The 25,247-nt window shown below is 38.3% G+C and carries 24 protein-coding genes; 12 read left to right on the top strand and 12 right to left on the bottom strand.

Features of this window, described 5'->3' with window-relative positions; all coding sequences use genetic code 11:
* Nucleotides 1-59: 59 nt before the first annotated feature.
* Nucleotides 60-1,628 carry a serine hydrolase gene (locus O0931_RS18650; RefSeq protein WP_269417002.1) on the bottom strand — a complete coding sequence of 523 codons (1,569 nt, stop codon included), beginning with the start codon at nucleotides 1,626-1,628 and terminating at the stop codon, nucleotides 60-62.
* A 126-nt stretch (nucleotides 1,629-1,754) separates the two neighbouring features.
* On the opposite strand from O0931_RS18650, the gene O0931_RS18645 reads away from it, so the two are divergent.
* Nucleotides 1,755-2,759 carry a PDDEXK nuclease domain-containing protein gene (locus O0931_RS18645; protein ID WP_269417001.1) on the top strand — a complete coding sequence of 335 codons (1,005 nt, stop codon included), beginning with the start codon at nucleotides 1,755-1,757 and terminating at the stop codon, nucleotides 2,757-2,759.
* Between the two features lie 23 nt (nucleotides 2,760-2,782).
* Here O0931_RS18645 and O0931_RS18640 read toward each other — a convergent pair whose 3' ends face one another.
* From O0931_RS18640 to O0931_RS18620, 5 genes are all read right to left on the bottom strand, one after another.
* Complete coding sequence (locus O0931_RS18640; RefSeq protein WP_269417000.1) at nucleotides 2,783-3,724, bottom strand: hypothetical protein; 942 nt, start codon at nucleotides 3,722-3,724, stop codon at nucleotides 2,783-2,785.
* 152 nt (nucleotides 3,725-3,876) lie between these two features.
* Nucleotides 3,877-5,061 carry a M20 metallopeptidase family protein gene (locus O0931_RS18635; protein WP_269416999.1) on the bottom strand — a complete coding sequence of 395 codons (1,185 nt, stop codon included), beginning with the start codon at nucleotides 5,059-5,061 and terminating at the stop codon, nucleotides 3,877-3,879.
* The gene (locus O0931_RS18630) at nucleotides 5,048-5,494 is read right to left on the bottom strand and encodes an SPOR domain-containing protein (RefSeq protein ID WP_269416998.1); all 447 of its coding nucleotides are present in this window, start codon (nucleotides 5,492-5,494) and stop codon (nucleotides 5,048-5,050) included. Before O0931_RS18630 ends, O0931_RS18635 begins: the two co-directional genes overlap by 14 nt.
* 79 nt (nucleotides 5,495-5,573) lie before the next feature.
* The gene (secA, locus tag O0931_RS18625; RefSeq protein WP_269416997.1) at nucleotides 5,574-8,876 is read right to left on the bottom strand and encodes a preprotein translocase subunit SecA; all 3,303 of its coding nucleotides are present in this window, start codon (nucleotides 8,874-8,876) and stop codon (nucleotides 5,574-5,576) included.
* Nucleotides 8,877-9,011: 135 nt separating this feature from the next.
* Nucleotides 9,012-9,311, bottom strand: coding sequence for a hypothetical protein (locus tag O0931_RS18620; RefSeq protein ID WP_269416996.1), 300 nt, complete (start codon nucleotides 9,309-9,311; stop codon nucleotides 9,012-9,014).
* 262 nt (nucleotides 9,312-9,573) lie between these two features.
* On the opposite strand from O0931_RS18620, the gene O0931_RS18615 reads away from it, so the two are divergent.
* The 3 genes from O0931_RS18615 (at nucleotide 9,574) to O0931_RS18605 (ending at nucleotide 11,573) form a co-directional block, all read left to right on the top strand.
* Complete coding sequence (locus O0931_RS18615; RefSeq protein WP_269416995.1) at nucleotides 9,574-10,302, top strand: dioxygenase family protein; 729 nt, start codon at nucleotides 9,574-9,576, stop codon at nucleotides 10,300-10,302.
* A gap of 66 nt (nucleotides 10,303-10,368) precedes the next feature.
* Nucleotides 10,369-10,875: a hypothetical protein gene (locus tag O0931_RS18610; protein WP_269416994.1), complete on the top strand. Its 507-nt coding sequence runs from the start codon at nucleotides 10,369-10,371 to the stop codon at nucleotides 10,873-10,875.
* Nucleotides 10,875-11,573: a pirin family protein gene (locus O0931_RS18605; RefSeq protein WP_269416993.1), complete on the top strand. Its 699-nt coding sequence runs from the start codon at nucleotides 10,875-10,877 to the stop codon at nucleotides 11,571-11,573. Before O0931_RS18610 ends, O0931_RS18605 begins: the two co-directional genes overlap by 1 nt.
* A gap of 136 nt (nucleotides 11,574-11,709) precedes the next feature.
* Here the strand turns inward: O0931_RS18605 and O0931_RS18600 are convergent, their stop codons facing one another.
* The 4 genes from O0931_RS18600 to O0931_RS18585 form a co-directional block, all read right to left on the bottom strand.
* The gene (locus O0931_RS18600) at nucleotides 11,710-12,663 is read right to left on the bottom strand and encodes a Smr/MutS family protein (RefSeq protein ID WP_269416992.1); all 954 of its coding nucleotides are present in this window, start codon (nucleotides 12,661-12,663) and stop codon (nucleotides 11,710-11,712) included.
* Nucleotides 12,664-12,730: 67 nt separating this feature from the next.
* The gene (locus O0931_RS18595) at nucleotides 12,731-14,317 is read right to left on the bottom strand and encodes a DUF1501 domain-containing protein (protein ID WP_269416991.1); all 1,587 of its coding nucleotides are present in this window, start codon (nucleotides 14,315-14,317) and stop codon (nucleotides 12,731-12,733) included.
* Nucleotides 14,314-15,882: a DUF1800 domain-containing protein gene (locus O0931_RS18590; RefSeq protein WP_269416990.1), complete on the bottom strand. Its 1,569-nt coding sequence runs from the start codon at nucleotides 15,880-15,882 to the stop codon at nucleotides 14,314-14,316. Before O0931_RS18590 ends, O0931_RS18595 begins: the two co-directional genes overlap by 4 nt.
* A 95-nt stretch (nucleotides 15,883-15,977) precedes the next feature.
* A complete protein-coding gene (locus O0931_RS18585; RefSeq protein ID WP_269416989.1) occupies nucleotides 15,978-17,024 on the bottom strand; it encodes a 3-oxoacyl-ACP synthase III family protein in 1,047 nt (348 codons plus the stop codon).
* A gap of 172 nt (nucleotides 17,025-17,196) precedes the next feature.
* Here O0931_RS18585 and O0931_RS18580 point away from each other — a divergent pair, with 172 nt between their 5' ends.
* On the top strand, nucleotides 17,197-17,478 hold the full coding sequence (locus tag O0931_RS18580) for an ATP-dependent Clp protease adaptor ClpS (protein WP_269416988.1): 282 nt from the start codon (nucleotides 17,197-17,199) through the stop codon (nucleotides 17,476-17,478).
* 25 nt (nucleotides 17,479-17,503) lie between these two features.
* Nucleotides 17,504-18,517 (top strand): serine hydrolase domain-containing protein, encoded by a 1,014-nt coding sequence (locus tag O0931_RS18575; protein WP_269416987.1) that lies wholly within the window; start codon nucleotides 17,504-17,506, stop codon nucleotides 18,515-18,517.
* Here O0931_RS18575 and O0931_RS18570 read toward each other — a convergent pair.
* Both O0931_RS18570 and rsmA read right to left on the bottom strand, forming a co-directional pair.
* Nucleotides 18,506-19,105 (bottom strand): thioredoxin family protein, encoded by a 600-nt coding sequence (locus O0931_RS18570; protein ID WP_269416986.1) that lies wholly within the window; start codon nucleotides 19,103-19,105, stop codon nucleotides 18,506-18,508. The genes O0931_RS18575 and O0931_RS18570 overlap by 12 nt on opposite strands.
* Before the next feature lie 176 nt (nucleotides 19,106-19,281).
* Nucleotides 19,282-20,067 carry a 16S rRNA (adenine(1518)-N(6)/adenine(1519)-N(6))-dimethyltransferase RsmA gene (gene rsmA, locus O0931_RS18565; RefSeq protein WP_269416985.1) on the bottom strand — a complete coding sequence of 262 codons (786 nt, stop codon included), beginning with the start codon at nucleotides 20,065-20,067 and terminating at the stop codon, nucleotides 19,282-19,284.
* A gap of 172 nt (nucleotides 20,068-20,239) precedes the next feature.
* On the opposite strand from rsmA, the gene pdxA reads away from it, so the two are divergent.
* The 6 genes from pdxA (at nucleotide 20,240) to O0931_RS18535 (ending at nucleotide 25,185) form a co-directional block, all read left to right on the top strand.
* Nucleotides 20,240-21,319 carry a 4-hydroxythreonine-4-phosphate dehydrogenase PdxA gene (gene pdxA / locus O0931_RS18560; RefSeq protein ID WP_269416984.1) on the top strand — a complete coding sequence of 360 codons (1,080 nt, stop codon included), beginning with the start codon at nucleotides 20,240-20,242 and terminating at the stop codon, nucleotides 21,317-21,319.
* A 123-nt stretch (nucleotides 21,320-21,442) separates the two neighbouring features.
* Nucleotides 21,443-22,282 carry a sulfurtransferase gene (locus tag O0931_RS18555; protein ID WP_269416983.1) on the top strand — a complete coding sequence of 280 codons (840 nt, stop codon included), beginning with the start codon at nucleotides 21,443-21,445 and terminating at the stop codon, nucleotides 22,280-22,282.
* Nucleotides 22,283-22,438: 156 nt separating this feature from the next.
* On the top strand, nucleotides 22,439-22,924 hold the full coding sequence (locus O0931_RS18550) for a YceD family protein (protein WP_331283637.1): 486 nt from the start codon (nucleotides 22,439-22,441) through the stop codon (nucleotides 22,922-22,924).
* A 15-nt stretch (nucleotides 22,925-22,939) separates the two neighbouring features.
* Nucleotides 22,940-23,131, top strand: a complete 192-nt coding sequence (gene rpmF, locus O0931_RS18545; protein WP_025143959.1) for a 50S ribosomal protein L32 — start codon at nucleotides 22,940-22,942, stop codon at nucleotides 23,129-23,131.
* Between the two features lie 101 nt (nucleotides 23,132-23,232).
* Entirely contained in the window at nucleotides 23,233-24,171 is a 939-nt protein-coding gene (gene plsX, locus O0931_RS18540; RefSeq protein ID WP_269416981.1) for a phosphate acyltransferase PlsX, read from the top strand.
* Nucleotides 24,172-24,189: 18 nt separating this feature from the next.
* Nucleotides 24,190-25,185, top strand: a complete 996-nt coding sequence (locus O0931_RS18535) for a beta-ketoacyl-ACP synthase III (protein ID WP_269416980.1) — start codon at nucleotides 24,190-24,192, stop codon at nucleotides 25,183-25,185.
* Nucleotides 25,186-25,247 lie beyond the last annotated feature (62 nt).

The raw sequence follows: 25,247 nt of genomic DNA, 5'->3' as shown, positions 1-25,247 counted from the left end.
TAAAAATAGGATACAAACTGAAAAGATTAAGGTTATTTTTAAAGTGGTTCTCATCGTCATTATTTTATATTGGTTTTCTTGAAATCTAAATCCTGAAAGTCGAAGCTAAAATCGGTTAAGGGTGATATTGACTCCATTTTAAAGCCGTTTGCACTTGCATTATTATCCAGTGTGAAGTTTACAAAAGCATCGGCATCTAAACTTCTATCGTACCATTTTACAATAAAGGTATTGCCTTTATAGAAGGTCATATCACCCCGCAACTTCGGTGCATTTTTAGCTTGAAAATGCATTTTTCCATTTATGTCACTAATGGTAACTTCTCCAAACCAGGCATCATTAAAGGTACCGAAATAGTTTTTCGCATCAGGTTTTACTGTACTGCTTTTTTGTTGCGCCTCTATGTCGGCCCAAACTTTCTTAACCATTTCGTCCGCCTGTTTTTCGTTTCTTAGCCTGTTATCGTTATAGGCTTTAATTCTGTCCTGACCTTTAACACCTAAATAACCATCTTTAATCGAGTTGGTAATGGCATTAAAAGCAGCACCGGATTGCTGATTAGTTAATACGATGATACCGAGTTTCAAATCGGGTAAAATGGTAACCTGCGTAACGATACCCGATAAACCGCCGGTATGGGTAGCCTGAAAATTGCCGTTAACATTACTCAAAAACCATCCTAAACCGTAACTGTTAAAACTGGCAGGGTTTCCACCGGCAATAATGGTTTGCGGGGTCCATAATTCTCTGTGAACCGCCGGACTAAATAATTTATTGCTTAAATTTTCGCCATACTTACCGCCATTTATCATGGCCGTTACCCATTTACTCATATCGGTAACACTCGAATAAATTCCGCCGGCTGCAATGGCCACTTCACCAAAACTTAAACCCACTGGAAGCAACTTACCCTCATATGGTGCATGACCATCTATCACATTTGATTTATCTTTTAAGCGATACCATGATGCAGCGGTTTTAGTCATTCCGAGCGGTTTGAAAAACCTGGTTTCGATAAAATCTTCATATTTTTCTCCAGAAACTCTTGCGACTACATCACCTGCAACAATATACATCAGGTTATCGTAATCGTATTTTGTACGGAAAGAAGAAACAGGTTTTAAATAACGAAGATTATGGATAAGCTGTTTTTTATCAACTGTTGATGAATCCGGCCAAATCATTAAATCGCCGGCGCCTAAACCTAAACCACTACGGTGGGTTAATAAATCACGAATGGTAAATTCTGAAGTTACGTAGGCGTCGTACATTTTAAATTCCTGGATAACATCGGTTACTTTTGTATCCCAGGTAATTTTCTTCTCATCTACCAGCATGCCTAAAGCGGCAGCGGTAAATGCTTTGGTATTCGATGCCACACCGAAAAGCGTGTTCTCATCGACTTTTTTATTGGTTTTTATGGAACGAACACCGTAACCTTTAAGGTGAACTATTTTACCATCCTTTATAACCGAAACGGCAATTCCCGGAACATTGAATGTGCTTAAAGTTTTTTCCACAACGCTATCAATTTGCTTTGAGGTTAAAACCTGAGCTTGTAAAGCGGCTGTAGAGAAAGATATTAAAAAAAGTAATATTTTAAATTTTGATGAAAAGTAAGGCTGCATTTTTATCGGTTATTTTAAAGGTTAAAGATAATAAATCTTTTTATCCGAAAGCAGAAACCCTTTTTAGACACTTTTAATAAATTGGACAACATCTTTTGTAAATTAGCAAAACGGAATTTTGAGGAAATGACCAATATTGACAAGATATACAAAAAACTAATCGACGATATCGGCTCGACACTTCAGCGAACTAGAGAAAATGCTATCAAAGCAGTAAATCGCGAATTGGTAATCGCGAATTGGGAAATTGGAAAACATATTGTTGAGTTTGAACAAAATGGAAAAGAAAAAGCAGAATATGGAAGTTCGCTTTTGACAAACCTATCGAAAGACCTGAAAACCACTTATGGTAAAGGTTTTGGAAAAAGTAACATTTATCTTTGCAGGCAATTTTATCTTAAATATCCAATTTTCCAGACAGTGTCCGGAAAATTGAGTTGGAGCCATTATGCAGAACTTTTAACAGTCTCCGATGATTTGGCAAGAGCCTTTTATGAAAAACAAACTGCATCTGAAAATTGGAGTTTTCGGGAAATGAAACGCCAAATTGATTCTTCTTTATTTGAAAGGTTGGCGTTAAGCAAAGACAAAAGAGAAGTTTTAGCTTTAGCTGAAAATGGTCAAATCGTGACTAAGCCAAAAGACATTATAAAAGACCCTTATATTTTTGAATTTCTTGGATTACCAGAACAAATTATCGTTAAGGAGCGAAACTTAGAACGCAAATTGATTGACAATTTACAGAAATTTTTACTTGAATTGGGAAAAGGCTTTTCATTTGTTGCAAGACAATATAAAATAACAGTTGATAATCAACATTTTTATATTGACTTAGTTTTTTACCATAGAATTTTGAAATGCTTTATCCTAATTGACCTAAAGACACAAAAGGTAAAACATCAAGACATTGGTCAAATGAATCTATATCTTAACTATTTCAAAGAAGAAGAAAATACCGACGGAGACACCGAACCAATCGGAATAATAATAGCAAAAGACAAACATGAATTTCTAGTTAAATATGCGACAGGTGGCATTTCTAACAAAATATTTGTATCAAAATATCAACTCTATTTACCTGACCAAAAACAACTTGAAAATAAAGTGAAACAAATAATTAACAACGAATAATAGATTTCTGTTAATTATACCCGCTACTTACCCTTTTCCAGTTTGTAATCTTTATGAAGTATTAAGAAACTTGCCCGCTCTTCTTTTTTAAAAGGATAATCCCAATTACCCTGGTAAGTTATTTTTGTAGGTAATTTATCATCGCCAAAATAGCCCATTTCAATATTCATCTGAACATCAAAATCGAAAAGCATATTACTATACTTCATATCAACATAACGTCCTAAAATATTGAAGTTTCGTTTATCGAAAATGGTAACCAAATCTTTTATCATAAGGCCGTCTTTCGTCCAGCTGCTTAAATCTGGCTTCACAGAAACCTTGAAACGGTAAACCGGAATTGAATCGAGATAGGTTCCGCTGGTAAAAGCATAATCATAATACTGGCGCATATTTGCTGAAAATATTTCTGTTTTACTTCCGATAAAAGGAACTTTAACCGGACGACCAGGGTTAAAAATTAAGGTTTTCAGTTTATTTTTATAACCCTCATTAGAACCACCTTTACCATCCCCTGCTGGCGCATTCGGCACAAAATCTGTATTGTAAGCATTCATAAAAATGTAATCGAACATTTCTACGGTATATAATTGATATTTACCATTCTTTTTATACATTTTCCCCTCATCCTCTTTAACCAAATATTCCATTTTATAAGGTCCGTGATTGTTGTGTTTTATTTTACGATAAATCTTACCGTCAACCTTATTGTTTTTATCGTAACTATAAATACGGTTTTCTGCGATAAAACTATAACGCTTCATATCACGGAAAGATTGATAGAAACTCGTGTCATTTATAACAGCCCTTATAAAGGTTTCGATATTCAGTTTCTCTGCCTTAATATTTACGGTTGAATCTAACGTAATGGTTTTCACCGTATCGGGATTGAAACGATCAATAACCTGGCCGTATCCCCTGAAGAAAAATAATGATAGCGTTATTAAAAGAAGTACTTTTTTCATGTAGTGCGTGGTGTTCAAAAATGATGCCCCTTTGTGGGGGGGGATGATGTGACATGTAAGATGGAAGAGGTGAAATGTAAAATGGATTTGTAAGCCAATCTATAAACCCAGGGTTTTTTGTCCATCGTACATTATTACATTTTACATCTTAATTAATTTCCCAGTTGTTTAACTGCAATATAGGCCATCAAACCTGTTGATAATTTGAGTGCATCCTCATCTATATCGAATTTTGGCGTGTGTACAGAGTAAGTTGTATCTTTTGCAACATTCCCCGTACCTAAACGATAAAAACAGGCATCTGTTACTTGCGAGTAGAAAGAAAAGTCCTCTGCAGCCATCCAGATGTCTAAATCAACCACATTTTCCCGGCCTAAAAAATCTTCAGCGAAGCTTCTGGCATTAGCCGTTAATTTCTCTTCGTTAATCAGAAATGGATAACCTCTGTGAATATCAAAATCGCAACTTCCACCCATGCTTTCGGCAATGCCTTCAGCCATTTTCTTCATACGCCTGTGTGCCTCATTTCTCCAGTCTTCATCCAGCGTTCTGAAAGTACCTTCAATTTTTACTTCATTCGGAATAATATTGGTTGCGCCATTGGCAATCACTTTACCGAAAGATAAAACAGATGGTAAACGTGGGTCGGCATTACGGCTAACGATTTGTTGAAGCGCGATAATGATGTGTGAAGCAATTAATACCGGATCGATATTCTGATGCGGTTGCGCACCATGGCCACCTTTACCCGTTACCGTAACGTATAATTCATCGGTTGATGCCATATAAATTCCTGAACGAAAGCCAACTTTACCGGCATCAATCAAAGGCATTACATGCTGACCAACGATTGCCTGAGGTTTCGGGTTTTCGAGTACCCCTTCTTTAATCATGATGCTTGCTCCACCCGGTAATAGTTCTTCAGCGGGCTGAAAAATCAGTTTTATTGTGCCGCCGAAATCGTCTTTCAACTGATTTAAGATAAATGCCGTTCCTAAAAGTGAAGAAGTATGTACATCATGTCCGCAGGCATGCATAACACCATGATTTTTAGACGTATATGGCTTATCATTTGCTTCATGTATTGGCAAAGCATCCATATCGGCCCTCAAGGCAATGACATTTTCTGAAGGTAAATTACCTTTAATTAAACCAACAACGCCGGTATTTGCACAGCTGGTAAATTCAATTCCCCATTTTGTAAGCTTATCTTTGATGTAAAGTGAGGTTTCAAATTCTTTAAATGATAGTTCGGGGTTTGCGTGTATATGACGACGATAACCTACAACATCATTAAAAATGTTTTCGGCCAGGTCTTTAATTTTATTTTTGATCATCAGTGGTTGTCTCTAAAGTTGGGGCATTAATTTTTTCCCTGAAAATAAATAGTGTCGGGAAATTTGCTCTGAGTTCGCTCATTAACCGTTGTGCTTCCAGTCTTGTGCGAAAATCCCCAACGCGTAAATAATAATTTGGCTCCTTATAAACGATATAGGTGTTTATTTTTGGATAGCTGCTTTTAAAGCGGGCTTGCTGGTTAAACATTTCGCGCCGGTCTGAACCATAAAAAACCTGTACCCGGTAACCATAATCTGATACAACAGGTTTATTTGTTTTTAACGTAACGTCGCCGCCGGTTCTGTAAACCTCCATCCGTTTGGCGATTAAGCTATCAATTAAAGGATCTTTTACAACTGTTACCTCGCCTCTTTGTGCAAACGAAGATTTCACTAAAATCAGGAAGAAGGCAAAAATGTAAACTATTTTCATGGTTATTAAACGAGATTAGACTAAAAACAAGAATGCCGAACTTCTTGCAAAATTCGGCATTCTTTATGGGTTGTGCAAATTACAAATTCGCTCCGTGGCAGTTTTTGTATTTTTTACCGCTTCCACATGGACAAGGCTCGTTACGGCCAACTGTTGCTTCTTTACGAATCGGTTGCTGGGGAACAGCCTCGCGGGTATCTCCAAATTCAATTCCAGGCTCTTCTCGACCGAACTCTTGTTTAGTGGTTTGTAACTTAGGTTGTTTTTTTGGAGCCGGTGCTTCTTTAACATCTTCAGGCTCTTGCTGAACCGGTATTCCACCTTTATACAAGAAACTCACAACCTCTTTATTAACCGCGGTAAGCATGTTTTTAAATAAGTTAAAAGCCTCCATTTTATAAATTACCAATGGATCTTTTTGCTCATAAACTGCATTTTGAACCGATTGTTTCAAATCGTCCATTTCACGTAAATGCTCTTTCCAGCTGTCATCAATTAAAGCAAGAACAATTGTTTTTTCGAATGAGCGAACAACTTCTTTTCCTTTGTTATCGATTGCCTTTTTCAAATCAACAGCTACCTGAATGCCGCGAATACCGTCGGTAAAAGGAACAACGATTTGTTCAATATGCTGACCGCGTTCTTCGTAAACCTGAGTTAATACCGGTAACGACTGCTGAATTATCGCTTCCGATTTACGGGCATAAAATGCTTCTGCTTCTTCAAATAATCTTTCCGTTAAAGCTGCTGCATTGGTCGAAGAAAACTCTTTTTCTGTAATTGCAGTATCTAAAGAGAAGTTTTTAATTACTTCTAATTTGAAGCCATCATAATTTGCTTCCTGCTTGTATTCGCTAACAATATCTTCAGCAACATCGAAAACCATATTGTTCATATCAACATCCAAACGTTCGCCGAATAGCGCGTTTTTACGTTTAGCGTAAATTACGGTACGTTGTGAGTTCATCACATCATCGTATTCCAATAAACGTTTACGGATACCAAAGTTGTTTTCTTCTACTTTTTTCTGTGCACGTTCGATAGATTTGGTAATCATAGAGTGCTGAATTACCTCGCCATCTTCAATGCCCATACGAACCATAATGCTTGAGATTCTTTCAGAACCAAATAAACGCATTAAGTTATCCTCTAAGGAAACGAAGAACTGAGATGAACCCGGATCACCCTGACGACCGGCACGACCGCGTAACTGCCTGTCGACACGACGGGATTCGTGACGTTCGGTACCCACAATGGCTAAACCACCCGCATCTTTAACGCCTGCACCTAACTTAATATCGGTACCACGACCAGCCATATTGGTTGCAATGGTTACCTGCCCTGCCTGACCAGCTTCAGCCACAATATCTGCCTCTTTCTGGTGCATTTTGGCGTTCAATACATTGTGTTTAATTCCACGAAGTTTAAGCATACGGCTTAATAGCTCTGAAATCTCAACAGATGTTGTACCCACCAAAACCGGTCTTCCCGCTTCGGTTAACTTAACAATTTCATCCGCAACGGCATTGTATTTTTCACGAACGGTACGGTAAACATAATCCTGCTGATCCTGACGTGAAATATTTCTGTTTGTCGGAATTTCAACAACATCTAATTTATAGATAGACCAAAACTCGCCTGCTTCCGTAGTTGCTGTACCCGTCATACCGCAAAGTTTGTGGTACATACGGAAATAATTTTGCAGGGTTACCGTTGCATAGGTTTGTGTTGCATCTTCAACTTTTACATTTTCTTTCGCTTCAATTGCCTGATGTAAACCATCTGAGTAACGACGGCCATCCATAATACGACCGGTTTGCTCATCAACAATTTTAATTTTACCTTCATCGATGATGTATTCCACATCAATTTCGAACAAGGTATAAGCTTTTAACAATTGATTTACAGAGTGAATACGTTCTGCTTTTACAGAATAATCACGCATTAAAGCATCTTTTGTTACTACTTTTTCATCTAAAGGCAAATCAGATTTCTCCAATTCGGCAACTTCGGTACCCACATCAGGTAAGATGAAAAAGTTAGGGTCTTCACCTGATTGCGTAATCAATTCAATACCTTTTTCAGTTAATTCTACCTGGTTATTTTTCTCATCGATATAGAAATACAATTCAGAATCTACCTTAGGCATATTCTTAGATTGATCGGCCATGTAGTGGTTTTCCGTTTTTAACAATAAACCACGAACACCGCTTTCACTTAAGAATTTAATTAAAGCTTTATTTTTTGGTAAACCACGGTAAGCACGTAACAATGCCAAACCGCCTTCACCTTCTTCAGTTCCGGTGTTACCGGCATTGATTAATTTTTTCGCTTCATTTAAAGCCTGAGAAACATAAGCTTTTTGAGCGTTAACTAAACGTTCGATACGTGGTTTTAACTCATAAAATTCGTGTTCATCACCACGGGGAATCGGACCAGAGATAATCAAAGGTGTACGGGCATCATCAATTAAAACTGAATCGACCTCATCAACCATTGCGAAATGCAATTTACGTTGAACCAATTGATCCGGCGTTTGCGACATATTGTCACGCAAATAATCAAACCCAAATTCGTTATTGGTACCATAAGTGATATCCGCAGCGTAAGCTTTTCTTCTCTCCTCAGAGTTTGGCTCATGCTTATCGATACAGTCAACACTAATTCCGTGGAACTCAAATAAAGGACCGTTCCACTCACTATCCCGACGAGCAAGGTAATCGTTTACCGTTACAATATGAACACCCTGACCGGCAAGTGAATTTAAATAGGCAGGGAGCGTACTTACCAGGGTTTTACCCTCACCCGTAGCCATCTCTGCAATTTTACCACTGTGTAAAACAATACCACCGATTAACTGAACATCGTAGTGAACCATGTTCCAAACGACTTCGGTACCGGCAGCATCCCAGCGGTTTGCCCATTGTGCTTTATCGCCAACAATTTTTACATTGCTTTTTCTTGCGGCGTAATCTCTGTCAAATTGAGTGGCGGTAACTTCCAGATAATCGTTTTCACTTAAACGGCGGGAAGTTTCTTTAACTACAGCAAAGGCTTCAGGAAGAATCTCCAAAAGCACTTTTTCTAATTCGGTATCGCGTTCCTTACCTAAAGCATCAACCTGATCGTAAAGAGCTGTTTTTTGATGAAGATCTAAATCCTCGCCTTCAGCATCAGCTTTTAATGCCGAAATCTTTCCATCGATATCAGCTAAAAAAGTAGCTATTCTATCCTTAAATTCTTTCGTTTTTGCACGCAATTCATCATTGCTTATTGAAGATAACTTTGCGTATTCTTCATTTATTTTAACAACCAGTGGCTGGATGCTCTTTATATCTCTTTCTGATTTACTTCCGAAAATCTTCGCTAAAAATCCTAACATTATATTTTAAATCGTGTTTGTTATAAAAAAATTGGTGTGTTGCAACAACCAAGCCATTGTCTGGCTTAAGTCAGTTTGGCAGTTGTTGGTATAAATGGTGTATAAAATCTCGTAATGATTATAAAGAAAGGAAAATTAGGGGCTGTTATTCTTAGGTTTTTTCCTTATGGTTAAATCAGTAATTACCTGATTTGAGCTTACATATTTCTCAACCTTTAATGGGGTTTGCGTTCCGATTAAAGCCAGACTTGTATAGGATAACAAATATGGATTACGGTCTTCGTTAAGTTGTACAGAACTTTTACCTGTGTCGTTAACGCTAATCTTATGCTCACTACAATATTCATTTAATATCCTGAGCCCTTCAACCCGTTCGGCTTTTGCCAAATGCGTTAAGCTAAAAAATACTAGAGATATGGTAACGAGGTGTTTCATTAATAGCGGCAAAGCTAGTTTTAATCTTTTATAAAAAGAAATTACATCATTGCAAAAAGCATACCTCAATTTTCTGATTTCTGTTTTTGCCTTAATTATACCGGCGTATAAGTTTAAGGATATACTTAACTAAATACAAATCAGTTAAAACCATATCCAGATTTCATAATTTAACGATACAAATCTATTGTATATCGTCACATCATATCCACCATTAGCTGCCTTTTTTACCTTCATCACAACAAAGCAAAACATTCTGACCATGGAAAGAAAAAATTTTATCAGGAGTTTAATGATTGGCGCAATCTCTACACCTGTAATCATCGAAGCATGTAAAAAAAGCAGTATTATTGATGGCAACACATCGGGCTCGGGAAGTGCAGGAACAACAGCAAGTACAAATGGAACATGCACGGTTGCGCCAACTGAAACGGAAGGACCATTCCCAACCAAAGTTCCTGCTTCGTATGTAAGAAGCGATATAACCGATGGCAGAACGGGCTATAAAATGACTGCAAAAATTACGATTGGCAATATAAATAATAACTGTGCAGCTTTAGCCGGTGCAATAGTTGACATCTGGCATTGCGACGCAGAAGGAAATTATTCTGAATATGGCGGCACAAATATGCAAAGTACAAATTACCAGTCGGTACATTTTTTACGCGGTCGGCAAACCACCGATGCCAATGGCCTGGTCACATTTACGACAATTTTTCCAGGCTGGTACAGCGGACGGGCTACACATATCCATGTACATGTATTTAGTGCTGCGGGAACTTCGCTAAATGTAACTCAAATCGCTTTTCCTGAAGGTGCGGGAACTGCTTTGGCTTTAGTTAACGGGTATGCAAAAGGCATGACAGGTTATACTTATAATAATGCTGACGGTATTTTTAGTGATGATAAAACCGGCGTTGAAATAGCCACAGTAACAGGAACATTAACCACCGGTTTTGACCTTACCTTCAAAGTAAATGTAAAAGCATAGATCCTATATAATTATATATTTTTTCCAGACGTTAGGATTTCTTAACGTCTTTTTTAATTTTATACCATGCCTCAAAAAATAATCACACTTTGCTACCGAAAAATAATCGATAGCACGAAAACAAATCCATGGGACAAATTTGTGCATGAAGATAGTTTTGCAGAATTTAGAATGCAATCGCAATTTTATAACCAGGAGCAGAAATACAGCACCTTTGCAGAACTGCTCCTGAATGTTCCGGGTGCTGAAAAACTACATTTTCTTGTTGGAGGGTCGATAATTGATTATTTACAACAGCTTAAGAGTGTAATTCCTGATGTGTTAGATAATTTAGGCAGGCGATTTTTAACTTTCGATAATTTTAAATTTGAACTGGTGAACTCAGATATCAATAACATTGAAAAACATAAAATTGCATTAAACTTTTTTTCAAGGCCATTGATTTGGCAGGATACCATTGGAGAACATCTTCTAATCGCTCAATTTAAGGAAACTACGGAAGATGAAGTTTTTACAAACCTGTTTCAACTTCAGCCGTTTGTAAGTATTCATTCAATTAAAACCATCGGATAATGGAATCGCAGGGGAAAATATACCTGGCAGACCAGCGTGGCCTGGTCGAGTCATCGATATTAAGACGATACAGTACCTTTAATTTTGAGAAATATTACAGCGAGCACAGAGTGCCTTTTGGTAATTTATTTCTTTTAAACGATGACTCGATTGCTGGCGGAAAATTAACTTTCTTCCTTTCGAAAGAAGATTCGCTACAAATATTTATACCGATTACGGGTGGAATCGATATTGTTTGTAATGGAAAGGAATATGCTTTAGAAGCCGGACAAATTCAGGTTTTAAATATGGGTAAAGGGGAGGTACTGGAAATCAGTAACCCTTACCAAAATGACCTTATCAATTACATTCAAATCGGCATAAAAACCGATATGTTTTTATTAAGGCACAGTGAAATGCTGTTTAATTTTGATTTTGAGCAGAAACAAAATCAACTCATCGAAATCATTTCAAACCCAAAACTACCTTTTAAATTAAGTGCAGGCATTTTTGCCGGAAGAGAAGAAGTTGTTTACAAAATGAAATCGCCGGAGAACAGTTTTTATGCATTTATAATAGATGGTGCTTTCGAAATTGAAGGCCGGTTAATACATGCCCGTGATGGTTTAGCACTCTGGAAAACGGAAAGTGTTGAACTTGAAGCGCTGAGTGATAACGCGATTTTTTTGGTATTGGAGCTATTTAATTCGAACTTCTGAAGTATTACAATTTTATAACCTCGATCCGATAGCTATCGGATGGAGCGCAGCGAAATGGAGAGATCTTTGAATCTTGTTTTATAACTAATTCCAAGGATTTCTCCACTACGGTTGAAATGACGAGTTCAAGATATCCTTACTTAAAAACTACCTCTGTTGCGCCATAGCCGAACTTTTCTTTCCTAGCATCCATGTACGTTTTTATATGCGGGTTTTTACTAATCAACTTATGAATTTTATCCCTCAGAGTTCCGTTGCCCGAGCCATGTATAAAAACCATTTTATCGAAATGATGAACAATAGCGGCATCTAAGGCATTTTGGAAGTGCGACAACTGAATTTGCAGTATCTCATCGGCTTCCAGAAAATGATGGTCATCGCGAAGTTTTTCAATATGCAAATCGATTTCCTTAGCCGGTGCAGCAACTGTTTTCTTTTCTGCAGGCGATTTAAAAAAGCTTTCCTTTAATTTTTGAGGGTCGATGTTTACAGAAGGCAATTCGTCTAAACGGATTAGCCAGCCCTTGTTTTTTAATTGAGGCAGTTCCCTTTGTTCAATAGAGAAATCTTTTGCTCTGAATTTCTTTTTGATTACCAAAGGTTCGGCTGGTTTTACATCGGCTTTGCTGAACAATACAATCTGAAAAATAAATTCCGGCCATATATCTAAATCGGCAAGCGATGCAGCATAAACCAGTTTCGATTGGTGAGTTTCTAAAATCCCATAAAAAGAACCTGTATATTTTTCTTTTCGTTCAGTAGTTAAACTAACCAAAAGCACATTTGCCGATTGGTTATGCAAATAAAAATGCACCACATTTCCAGCTTTATCATCCGTGGCGACAGCAACATAAATGCCGTTTTCTATTTTACTAATTCCGGGTGCATTAACCTGAATTGGTTTTGGAAGATCTGGTTCCTCTGCAACTACGCCATGTCCGTGAACCGATGTTAAATTACTTACAGCTACAGGAATTTCAAAACCATCTTCATCGGTTACACCCAAAGTTTGCGAGTCGATAACTTTGGTTACATATCCCTCACGTTTTTCATCAACAAAACGCACAAAATCACCCAGCTTAAATTTCATCTTAAAAAATTGAATTGATTCTCTGATGTTTCAGAGCATTCGTTTAAGCAAAGATACCGATTTTAGATTAGGCAACAATGAGCATATTACGCACCTGTTGCAATTCGCCGTTTTGAAGACGGGCGTAATATACACCAGGCCCATAATTTTGGTTTTCAAAATTTATGTTGTATGTGCCTTCATCCTTTACCGCATCAACAACTGTAGTCATTAATTTACCCATCGTATTGAAAACCTGAATTAAAACATGTCCGCCTTTTGACGTATACTTTATGGTTGTGGAAGATGTAAACGGATTTGGATAATTTGAGATTAAACTTTCGCCGCTTAAACGGTTGGCTTGAGTTAAACTGGTCGACATACAATTTGTACTTGCCTGGATTAGGGGTAAAGATTGAAAATCCTTCAGCATTACATTTGATAAAGTTGCTTTATCCACACAAAACCATTTCTCAAGCAACGTAGCGTAAACCGACCTGAAATCGTATTGCATCGGAATATTATCATTTACTGAAGTAGCTGCAGAAATGGTTGGATTTTTACCCAAAACACCACCTTGAATGGCATCGCCAAAGACAATGAGCGGCGCAGCGGCACCATGATCTGTTCCATTACTGGCATTAGATTTTATACGTCGGCCGAATTCGGAAAAAGTCATTCCGGCAACCCTTTTGGCAGCGCCCAAACCTTTTAAGTCATCCATAAAAGCCTTAATGGCATCGCTTACTTTTTGCAATAACACAGCATGTGTACCTGTTTCGTTTGCACCGGTATTCACCTGTGCTGCATGTGTATCAAACGAGCCAATGTTCACCATGTAGAGCCTTGTCTTCAAACCGCCGCCAACTAACCGGGCTACTACTTTTAACTGGTCGGCCAGTGAATTATTGGTTGGATAAGTGCCCTGTTTGGTTACCTTACCGGCAGCCGTTTTTATAACTGAAGCGTATTGCTGGGTTTGTTGTGCAACCTGCCTCACATAGGTTAATTCTTTCCCGGCATTTGTATTTGGTGCCGGCGACTGAATACCATTAATGAGGTTGTAAAAATTTACCGGATCAGAAATTGCCATACCCATATTTACAGATGGCCCCTGAAAAGCAGGCGATATAAATGAACCGATTTGAATGGCCAGAGGATCCGGCATTACTGTATTCGGATAGCCTATCGGGAAGTTGGTATATTCTTCTGATAAATATCTTCCTGCCCAGCCACTGTCGATAACTTTGTCAGAATCTGAAGCGGAAAGCCATATATCGGTGGCCCGGAAATGACTGAAATTTGGCTGTGGATAACCCACCGATTGAATCACCTGAACTTTACCATCGTCATATAAACCTGCTAATCCGGCCATTGCCGGATGAATCCCCGTATTGTAACCGCTTAATTTAATTATCTTATTTTGAGGAAGAATAATATTTGGACGTGCAAGTGTCAGGTTATCGTATTGATCCAACGGCAAAATCATGTTTAAACCATCATTTCCCCCATTTAGCTGAATAATAACCAGAACGTGATCGGTTTCCTGATTTGCAGCAGTTATTGCGGAAAGCAAACTTGATGCGCCAAAAGCCTTTAACGAGAAACCTCCAATCAGCGAAGGAATCACAACGCCTGCAGGCATTGCCTTGCTTAAAAATTCACGCCTTTTCATGATAGCTGATATTCTTCAAGGTTCATAATGTATTTATAAAACTCCTGTAAACGTGTTTGTACAATGGTTGTTTTTGCAGTGGTTGGAGCAGTTTTGTAATCGAGCCAGGCGGTCGTCCAGTAAGCATCATTAACCTGGTTACTCAACAGGATGCTCTTCAAAAATTTCTTTACATCGGCACTGACATCAATGGTATATAAATGTGCAATTGCTTCATCAACAACAACATTCGGATCTTCAGGCTTGCTGAATTTTGCGGTATAAGCAATCGGGTCGATAACTATTTTCTTACTGTTTCTGGTATAACCTGTACTGATAAATCTATCCGTGAAAATATTACGTTTCGGTAAAGTATCAGAGTTAATCCAAAGTTCGTAAAACTGCGGAACCTGGTAATACGCGGGCCAGCCCGAAACATTTGGCGGGTCGGCCAGGTTTTGCTGTAAGTTTGAGGCCGTACTTCTCAAATAATCGCTCATGTAATAAACGTTTACATAATCAGCGGCATCAGGAAAAACAATTTCGAACTCCCTTGCCAAACCAATAACAAAATCGACAGGTGCTTTTATGTTACAGGAACGGTTCTGCGGCAGAAAGAAGTGATTACTGGTAAATAAGCTCTTTAATACAGGCTTTATTTCGTAATTGGCATTTCTGAAAATTTCGGCCAGCGGCGTAATCATGTTTGCCTCCACATCAGGCGTAATCTCGTAATAAACAAAAAACCGGTATAGTCTTCTGCAAATGTATTTACTCAGTTCAACCTGCGCAAAAATCATATCGAGTAAGTCATCTACTTCTTTTGAACCATCTGTACCTGTTCGGCCTTTGATTAATTTATTTCCATAAAATGATGAGAATTGCTTATCAGTTGTATCATGCCTTGAAGTATTGAAAACAGATGTAATATTTACACTATCAAGGGTATAACCCGTGAGTAAGCGGGCGGCGGCTTTTACGTCGGCTTCGGTATATTTAGAATCAGGCCCTTTACCTATCGTAAAAAGTTCCTGTAGCTCCCTGCCATAATTTTCATCAGGAGCAGACTTAGTGCTCGCATACCCGTTTAGGTAGCGTAGCATTGCCGGATCAACAGTTACTTGTTTAACTAAAGTTTTAAAATTACCAAAAGCAAGGCTGCGAAGCAGGTTATTGTGTTTGTAAATGTAACGGGCATCATCAACCGTATCAGCTTCAATAGAAAAATGATTTTGCCAAAAGAGCGTCATCTTTTCTCTTAAAGAAACGGGTTGATTCAGCATTTGAGTAACCCACCATGCTTTAAATGATGCAACCCGGCGGCTGTTGGCTGTGCCATCCGTATAAATGGCATTTACCCAGGTTTGACCTGCAGGTACATTTGCATCCGTATACCCGGTATCATTATAATTGTTCACCGGAGGGTTAGGTAGTGGAAGATCTTTTAAAAGCAAATCAACCACCTGCGATACAGATTGGCCCACGAGCGAATTAATATCACTTCTTTTAGCGCCAAATAGCGTACGTTTTAGTAAATGATTTAGTTCTTTTGCTCCGAAATTTCCTGAGTAAACGTCTATTGCCATAAAATAACTGTAGGGACGATATAAAAATAAGTATTATATACCTGAATTCCAGTTATTTTACACAAAATGTCAAAATTTAGTTACGAAACCGGAAATTACCAACGTATCAGCGCGCTTGCCCATGTGAAACCTGAGCCAAAGGCAGCCAGGCAAACTAAATCGCCGTCTTTAATTTTTCCTGCTTCCCACGCTTCACATAATGCAATAGGTACTGATGCAGCCGTTGTATTTCCATATTTCTGAATGTTATTGAAAACCTGATCGTCTTTTAAACCAAGCAGCTGCTGAACGTATTGGCTTATCCTTAAGTTTGCCTGATGCGGCACCAGCATATCGATATCTTTCTCCGTTAAATTATTTGCCGCAAGTGCTTCTTTAATTACCTCCGGAAATTTAACTACTGCCTTTTTAAAAACCGATGGTCCATCCATGTAAGGCAATGCAGCACCACTTTCTAATATTTCGGGCGTCATAAATAAGCCACCTAATTCCTGATCAGGAAAAGCGGGCTTATCCTTCATCCATTTATTTGCATGAGAACCGGGATAATACATGGCCAGGATTTCAGCATCAGCGCCGTCACTATGTAAATGCGTACTCAATATACCCTTACCGGGTTCATCGGTCGGCTGTAGCACAACCGCTCCGGCACCATCACCAAAAATTACAGATACATTTCTGCTCCTGGTTTCAAAATCCATTGCGAACGAATGTTTTTCGCTTCCAACAACCAACACATTTTTATACATGCCTGTTTTCACAAACTGATCAGCTACCGACAACGCATAAACAAATCCTGAACATTGGTTCCGAATATCAAGCGCACCAACTTCGCCCATGCCCATTTCACGTTGTAGTAAAACCCCGCAACCCGGAAAATAATAATCAGGACTTAAAGTGGCGAAGACAATAAAATCTACATCTTTAGCCGTAATTCCCGCCCGTTCTAAAGCAATTTTAGAAGCCTCAATTCCCATAGTGGTTGTGGTTTCCTCATATCTGTCCGCAAAACGACGTTCCTTAATTCCGGTGCGCTCCTGAATCCACTCATCGCTGGTTTCCATGAAACGACTTAAATCATTATTGGTATATACATTTTTCGGAACATAATAGCCGATACCTGCAATTTTAGATTGATGCATATGCTTATTGTTATTATTTGGTTAACAAATGTATTAAAACTGATGGAAGATGGATGAGGTAAGATGGAAAATGTAATTCAAAATTAAAAACCTTGAATAGGCACCTTGAAAAACCACAATCATCTTCCATTTAACATATTACATCTTCCATAAAAATAGTTATTTTTGCCACATGTCTACAGAAACCAAAGAAGAGACCTTTACGCTCGAAGAAATTTTAACTTCAATAAAAACCGTACATCGCCTTATTTTGTGGAATGATGATGTAAATACTTTCGACCATGTGATTTATTGCATGATGAAATATTTAGATTATAGCGAGTCTCAATCTGAAAAAATTGCCTGGAAGGTTCATAATGAAGGCAAATGCCCAGTTTTAGAAGGTTCCTTTACGGAAATGGAAATCTATCGCAAAATTTTACAACAAGAAGGCTTAACGGTTAGTGTAGATTAAGATGCAAAGGATTATTTGTTTTTTGATGTTCTTTTTATTGATTCAGAAAACAAATGCACAATCGTTTGCCGATAAATTACTGGCAGATTCAAATGTAACCGGCTTACAAATCATTTATGCTAAAAAAGGAAAAATTACGGAAATCAATGCTGGTTTTTCAGATAGTGAGCATAAACAAAAAGTTTCATCAAAAACTATTTTTCAGGCTGCTTCATTAAGTAAGGTTGTACTGGCCTACATCTGTCTGGAATTGGCCGGTAAAAAGCAAATTGATTTAGATAAGCCCCTTATTTCTTATTACGATTATCCGAGATTAAAAAACGATTCTGCAGCTAAAAAGATTACGGCAAGAATGGTTTTAATGCACACCAGCGGATTGCCAAACTGGACAGAAAATCCATTGAAAAAATCATGGGCAACCTCCACCCTGGCTACAACTTTTGAGCCCGGCAATCACTGGAAATATTCTGGCGAAGGTTTTGTTTTTCTTCAATTAGCCATTCAAAATATTTTAAAAAAGGATTTACAGCAAATTGCAAATGAAATGGTATTTAAGCCATTGGCAATGAAAAATTCTTCGTTTATCTGGAAAGATGAATTTGAACCTTTGGCAGCTTTTGGTCACAACGATAAAGCCGAACAAACACAGAGAATGCCTTTCTTTTTACCCAATGCAGCGTTTTCGCTGCTTACAACCGCTATCGACTATCAGCTTTTTTTGAATGCTTTTTATCATAAATATTTGTTAACGACGCTTTCAGACACCGTTTCGGTTTACGATGCAAAAGACCCTAAACCTATGGCAAAATATCTGTTCTGGGGATTAGGCGTTGGTATTCAGGAAAATGATTTAGGAAAAATGCTTTGGCATTGGGGCGATAATGGTGATTTTCAAGGCTTTTTTTTCGTCAATCCAACAACCGATGAAATTTTAGTTTGTTTTACAAACAGTGCCAATGGTTTAAAATTGATGAAACCATTATTATCTCATTTCTTCGGAACAACAAACTGGCCGGCTGCAAGCTGGTTAGGCAATTAAGCCTGTCAAAAGCTCATTCAGCTCTGCCTGTGTACTTTGCGTTTTATCTTTTGCATACCAACCATGTAGCTTTTCTGATAAAATGGTCATTTCGGCAGTTTCTTTTCGCCACTCTTTTAAAAGTTCCTGCAATACTTGTGGCCGTGGCGCCCAGGTTGCCAAAACCTTTTCTGCATTTTCATTAAGCACAATTAAAACCGGAATTGCCCTTCCCCCATTAGTTAAATGCGCATCGATTAATGGCAGGTTCTTATCGCGAAGCACAAATTTCAAATCAATTTTACCTAAAGAAGCTGCTGCAATTTTATTAAATACCGGAACAATTTGTGCAGCATCGCCACACCAGCCCTCAGTAATTACTAAAAACTTATAGTTTTCTTTAAGATGATTAATGGTTGATGCTAATTTGTCGGTTAAGCTAATCGTCTTATCCACACGGCTCATCCTTTGCACATTCATCTTCGTATAGTGCAAATCATAAGTTACATCGCCCGTCGCCTTTCCCTCTAAAAGAAGTCGATCTATCAGAGTACGGTATGTTTGATAATCCATTCCCTGCCCGCTGAAAATTTCGCTGTAATTAACCATGCTGTTTCAAATTATGCCGCAAAGGAAAGGAGAAAATCAATTAAATTAATCACGGATTTGCAAGAAATCGCTTCGCGCATGATTACACAGACTTAGTATTATAACGATTTTCTTATCCTTAATAAATCCTGTTCACTCCAACCAAGATAATGATCCTGTAATCTGCAAATCTGTGGCTAAACCAACATTAGCCTGCTTATATGCTTGGTTAATGCCACAAAATCAGCCACAGTTAATTGTTCTGCCCTCTTTTCAAAATAAATATGATCATCCATTTTATCTTTTGGCATTACGGCAGAAACCGCATTCCTCAATGTTTTTCTACGCTGATTGAAACCGGCTTTAACCACACGCCAGAATAATTTTTCATCACAATCTAAAGTTTCAACTTCATTTCGTGTTAAACGGATAACTGCTGAATGAACCTTTGGCGGCGGATTAAATGTACCTGGTTTAACGGTAAAAAGATAGTCGATTTTATAGTAGGCCTGAAGGAAAACACTTAAAATTCCGTAGTCTTTAGTTCCTGCGGGTGAAGCACAACGCTGCGCTACTTCCTTTTGAAACATGCCAACCATCTCTACAACTTTATGCCGGTTATCCAGTATTTTGAATAGAATCTGTGATGAAATATTGTAAGGAAAGTTTCCGATAATAGCGAACTGACCGGGAAAAATTTCATCAAAATCTAACTTAAGAAAATCGCCGTTAATTAAACGTTCGCCTAGCTGAGGATATTTTTCATTTAGAAAATGAAAGGATTCTGTATCGATATCAATTAAGTAAGTTTGTAAATCTTCGCGTTGCAGCAAAAAATCAGAAAGAATACCCATTCCCGGCCCAACTTCCAAAACCTGATTATATTTATCAGTATTAACCAGGCTTTCTACAATGCGGTTGGCAATGCCTTTGTCGGTTAAAAAATGCTGCCCTAAATGTTTCTTTGCTTTTACTAAACTCATACCTAAAATTTTGTCGAATATCTTAACCGCAAAGGGCGCAAAGATTCGACGCTAAGAATACAAAGATAGGCTTATTATTTCTTTGCGAATCACTTCGTTTGATTTGCGGTTTCATTTTTTTTAAAGTCTTTAAACGAAAATCAGTAATTTGCGCTAAAATTTCCCGGGAATTATGAGCAATAAACTTAAAATTGGTATCAGTATAGGCGATGTAAACGGCATAGGTTTAGAGGTAATTATCAAAACTTTATCAAATGCTGCTATTTTAAATTATTGTACGCCAATTGTTTATGGCCATACTAAGGTTTCCTCATTCCACAGGAAAGCAAATAACCTCGGCGATTTTAGTTTCAATGTAATTAATCATGCCAATCAGGCACAGCTAAAAAAGGCAAACATGATTAACTGCTGGGAAGAAGATGTAAAAATCGAACTTGGCCAGGTTACGGAAACCGGTGGGAAATATGCGCTTTTATCCCTGGAAAGAGCAACGGCAGATTTAGTTGCCGGCGATATCGATGCTTTAGTTACGGCTCCGATTAACAAACACAACATCCAGTCAGAAACATTTTCTTTTCCAGGCCATACCGAATATTTGCAGGAAAAAAGTGGCAGTAAAGATGTACTGATGTTTTTAATCAGCGAAAATTTACGCGTTGGCGTGGTTACCGGTCACATTCCTGTGGCAGCAGTTCCAACTGCTATTACCAAAGAAAAAATCCTTAATAAAATAAAACTGATTAACGAAAGTTTAAAGAAAGATTTCTGGGTTGAAAAACCAAAGATTGCCGTTTTGGGTTTAAATCCACATGCGAGCGATAATGGTTTATTGGGCACCGAAGAAGCGGAAATTATTACGCCTGCAATCCAGGAAGCTTATGATAAAGGCATCATGTGTTTTGGCCCGTACCCTGCCGATGGCTTTTTTGGTAATGGCAGCTACAAGCAATTCGATGCGGTTTTGGCCATGTACCACGATCAGGGTTTAATTCCTTTCAAAACACTGGCCTTCCATAATGGGGTAAATTATACGGCCGGTTTAAATTTCGTTCGCACCTCTCCCGATCATGGTACAGGTTACGACATCGCCGGTAAAGATTTAGCTGATTCCACATCATTTACCGAGGCTTTATTTTCAGCCATCCATATTGTTAAAAACCGCAGAGAGCAGGAAGAAATGCTGAGCAACCAATTACGCACCGGCGGAAAAGTGGTTGAAACACAGTTCGATATTAAAGATGATGCTTCTTAGAGCAGAAAAAAAGACCAAAGCAACTTAAATGTTCGAAGGTTTCTTAAGTAGATTAATAAGAAATTACTATAATTTCAAACCTATCAGGTTTTTAACCTGATAAGTTTACAAAACAGAAATGCCATGCCGAAACTTTCTCCAATTATTAAACCTGAAGAATTAACCTGGTTAAATCTGGATGATGAAATCGTTATTGTTGATGCCAGTGCCGGTTCAAAAGCAAGATATGACGAACAACATCTGGCGGGCGCAATCTTCGTTGATGTAAACGAGGATTTAGCCAACATCGGCGATTTTGCTGCGGGCGGCAGACATCCCCTGCCAACTGCTGAACAATTTTCTGCTGTTTTACAAAAACTGGGCATTACTAAAAATACCCATGTAATTGTTTACGATGATAAAAATGGTGGGAATGCGGCAGCGAGATTGTGGTGGATGCTAAGGGCAATCGGGCATGAAAAAGTTCAGGTTATTGATGGTGGTTTTCAGGCTGCAGTAAAAGCTGGTTTCCCGACAACAAGTAAAGTTGAAACAACAAAATCTGTCGGAGCATACGAAGTACAGGATTGGGCTTTGCCTCTGTCTGATATAAATGAAGTTGAAGCGGCAGGTAAAACAGGAGATTATATTATCATAGATGTTCGTGATGCGAACCGCTATGCCGGTTTAACTGAACCAATTGATTTAATTGCCGGCCACATTCCAGGTGCGACAAATATTCCTTTTACCGAAAATCTTGATGCCGATGGGAACTTTCTAGCGCCGGAAATCCTGAAAGAAAGCTATTCATCAGCCCTGGCTAATGTTAAACCCGAAAATGTAATTGTACATTGCGGCTCAGGCATTACAGCCTGCCACACGCTTTTGGCAATGGACTATGCAAGATTACCAATTCCTAAACTCTATGTGGGTTCGTGGAGCGAATGGAGCAGAAACAACAAAGAAATGGTTTTAAAGAGGTAAACCTATCAGGTTTTGAAAACCCTGCAGGTTTTTTAACGGCAACAATTTTAAAAAACATTTTTTATCTAATTATTTTATCCCTACATTTGCAGGCTAAAATTTTACAGTACTTTGAACCCGCTAAAACAATTTTCAGTACCGTTCACCGGATTAAAATTGGGATCTCATCAGTTTGAATATGAGCTTGATGATGCCTTTTTTAACGCCTTTGAATACTCGTTAATTAAAAGTGGAAATTTAAAAGTGAACCTGGAACTTGAGAAACAAGAGACGATGTTGCTTTTAAAATTCAAAGTAATTGGAACTTTAAATTTAGATTGCGATAAGTGTTTATCTGAATTTCCATTACCAGTTAATTTGTACGAAAGACAAATTGTAAAATTTGCAGGTGATGATTTGGAGAGTGATGATGATGAAATTATCTCCCTTAGCAGAAAAGAAACTGCGATTGATATATCAGGCCCATTATACGAAATGATTAACGTAGCGGTACCTTATATCAAAAACTGTGAGCAGGCCGGTAAAGCGTGCGATCAGGAAATGATTGATAGATTAGAGCAACTTTCTATCGACAAACAAGCTGAAGAAAATGAACAATCAAGCGACCCGCGTTGGGAAGCACTTAATAAGTTAAAAAAATAATTAGATTATACACCAATGGCACATCCAAAACGGAAAATCTCGAAACAGAGAAAAAATAAAAGAAGAACGCACTATAAAGCTGTGACGCCTTCTTTAGCAACATGCTCAGCAACAGGTGCTATCCACGTACCTCACCGTGCTTACAACGTTGATGGTAACCTATACTATAACGGTAAATTGGTTATCGAAAATACTCAAATCGGGTAATTTTCTTAAAAAATTGTTTGTGTTTTCAGCGGCTTTAGTCATACCTTAGTCAACTGAAATTTTTAGGATTAACCTAAAACAAACACAGACAGATTTTTTCTATGAAAATAGGCCTCGACATAATGGGCGGAGACTATGCTCCTAAAGCAAACGTTTTAGGAGCAATAGCAGCTCATCAATCGCTAAACGCCGGAGAACACCTCGTTCTTATTGGCGATACCGAACAGATTAAACCAATTCTAGCAGAAGAAGGTTTTAATCCGGATCATTTTGAATACGTTCATACTGATGAGGTTATTGGTATGGGCGAACATCCCACAAAAGCAATTGTTCAGAAACCTAAATCGAGCATAGCCGTTGGTTTTAATCTTTTAAAAGAAGGTAAAATCGATTCGTTTGCCAGCGCAGGAAATTCAGGAGCAATGTTGGTTGGCGCAGTTTTTAGCGTTAAAACGATTCCGGGCATTATCCGCCCATGTTTATGTACAATTCTTCCGAAAATTAAAGGCGGCACGGGCTTACTGCTCGATGTTGGCGCAAATGCAGATTGTAAACCGGATATTCTTTTGCAATTTGGTGTTTTAGGTAGTTTATATGCAGAAAATTTATGGCAAATAAATTCCCCTAAAGTTGCGTTATTGAATATAGGCGAGGAAGATGAAAAAGGAAACATGCTTAGTATGGCAACCTTTCCCCTGATGAAGGATACGAATTTATTCAATTTCGTAGGCAATGTAGAAGGAAGGGATTTATTTAACGAAAAAGCTGATGTTATTGTTTGTGATGGTTTTACCGGAAATGTTGTGCTAAAATTAGCCGAATCATTTTATGTACTTACCGTTAAAAAAGGCATGAAAGATGAATTTTTCGATCGTTTCAATTACGAGCAATACGGCGGTAGTCCGGTGTTGGGTGTTAACGCGCCCGTTGTTATCGGACATGGAATTTCGAGTCCGTTGGCAGTTAAAAATATGGTTCTTCAATCCCGCGAAATGATAACTACCGGATTGGTAGAAAAGATTAGAATGGCATTTAAATAATTTATTAAAATTTTTAAAATGAGTAAAATTCACGCTGCTATTACAGCAGTAAATGGTTACGTTCCTGACTATGTGCTTACAAACACCGAGTTAGAAACCATGGTTGATACTTCGGATGAATGGATTACCAGCAGAACGGGCATTAAAGAGCGCAGAATTTTAAAGGGAGAAGGTTTAGGTACATCAGATATGGCCGTTCATGCGGTAAATGGATTGCTTAAAAAGAGAGGTATCGATGCAAAGGAAATCGAATTGATTATCTTTTGCACCACTACACCTGATTTTACTTTTCCCGCAACGGCTAACGTGTTAGCTGATAAAATTGGTGCTACAAATGCCTGGGGTTACGATTTACAAGCCGCTTGTTCAGGCTTTATTTTTGGCCTGGCTACGGGTGCTTCTTTTGTTGAATCGGGAAGACACAAAAAAGTTTTAGTTGTTGGGGGCGATAAAATGTCGTCGATTATCAATTATGAAGACCGTACCACTTGTATCATTTTTGGCGATGGTTGCGGTTGCGCTTTGCTTGAACCTAATGAGGAAGGTTTAGGAATTCAGGATTCGATTTTGAGAACAGATGGTTCGGGAAGAGATTTCTTAGGTATGAAAGCCGGTGGTTCGGTTAAACCGGCAACACACGAAACAATTGATGCGAGAGAACATTTTGCACACCAGGAAGGCCCTACGGTTTTTAAATTCGCCGTAACCAACATGGCAGATGTTGCTGCAGAAATTATGGAACGCAACAGTCTAACTGCTGATGATGTGGCCTGGTTAGTGCCTCACCAAGCCAATAAACGCATTATTGATGCTACTGCAAACCGTATGGGCGTAACAACTGATAAGGTAATGATTAATATTGAACGTTATGGCAATACCACAAACGGAACAATTCCATTATGCTTATGGGAATGGGAAAGCAAGTTGAAAAAAGGCGATAACATTGTATTGGCCGCTTTTGGCGGTGGTTTCACCTGGGGTTCTATATACCTTAAATGGGCCTATAATAGTTAGTTGGTTGTTTTGTTTTTTAGTTTGTTAGCAGGTATAAATTTAAATATCGGACATTGTCGAAC

Source organism: Pedobacter rhodius, assembly GCF_027213645.1.
Lineage (GTDB): Bacteria > Bacteroidota > Bacteroidia > Sphingobacteriales > Sphingobacteriaceae > Pedobacter > Pedobacter rhodius.
The sequence above is the reverse complement of the archived record's forward strand: the minus strand, read 5'-3'. Positions and strand labels throughout refer to the sequence as shown.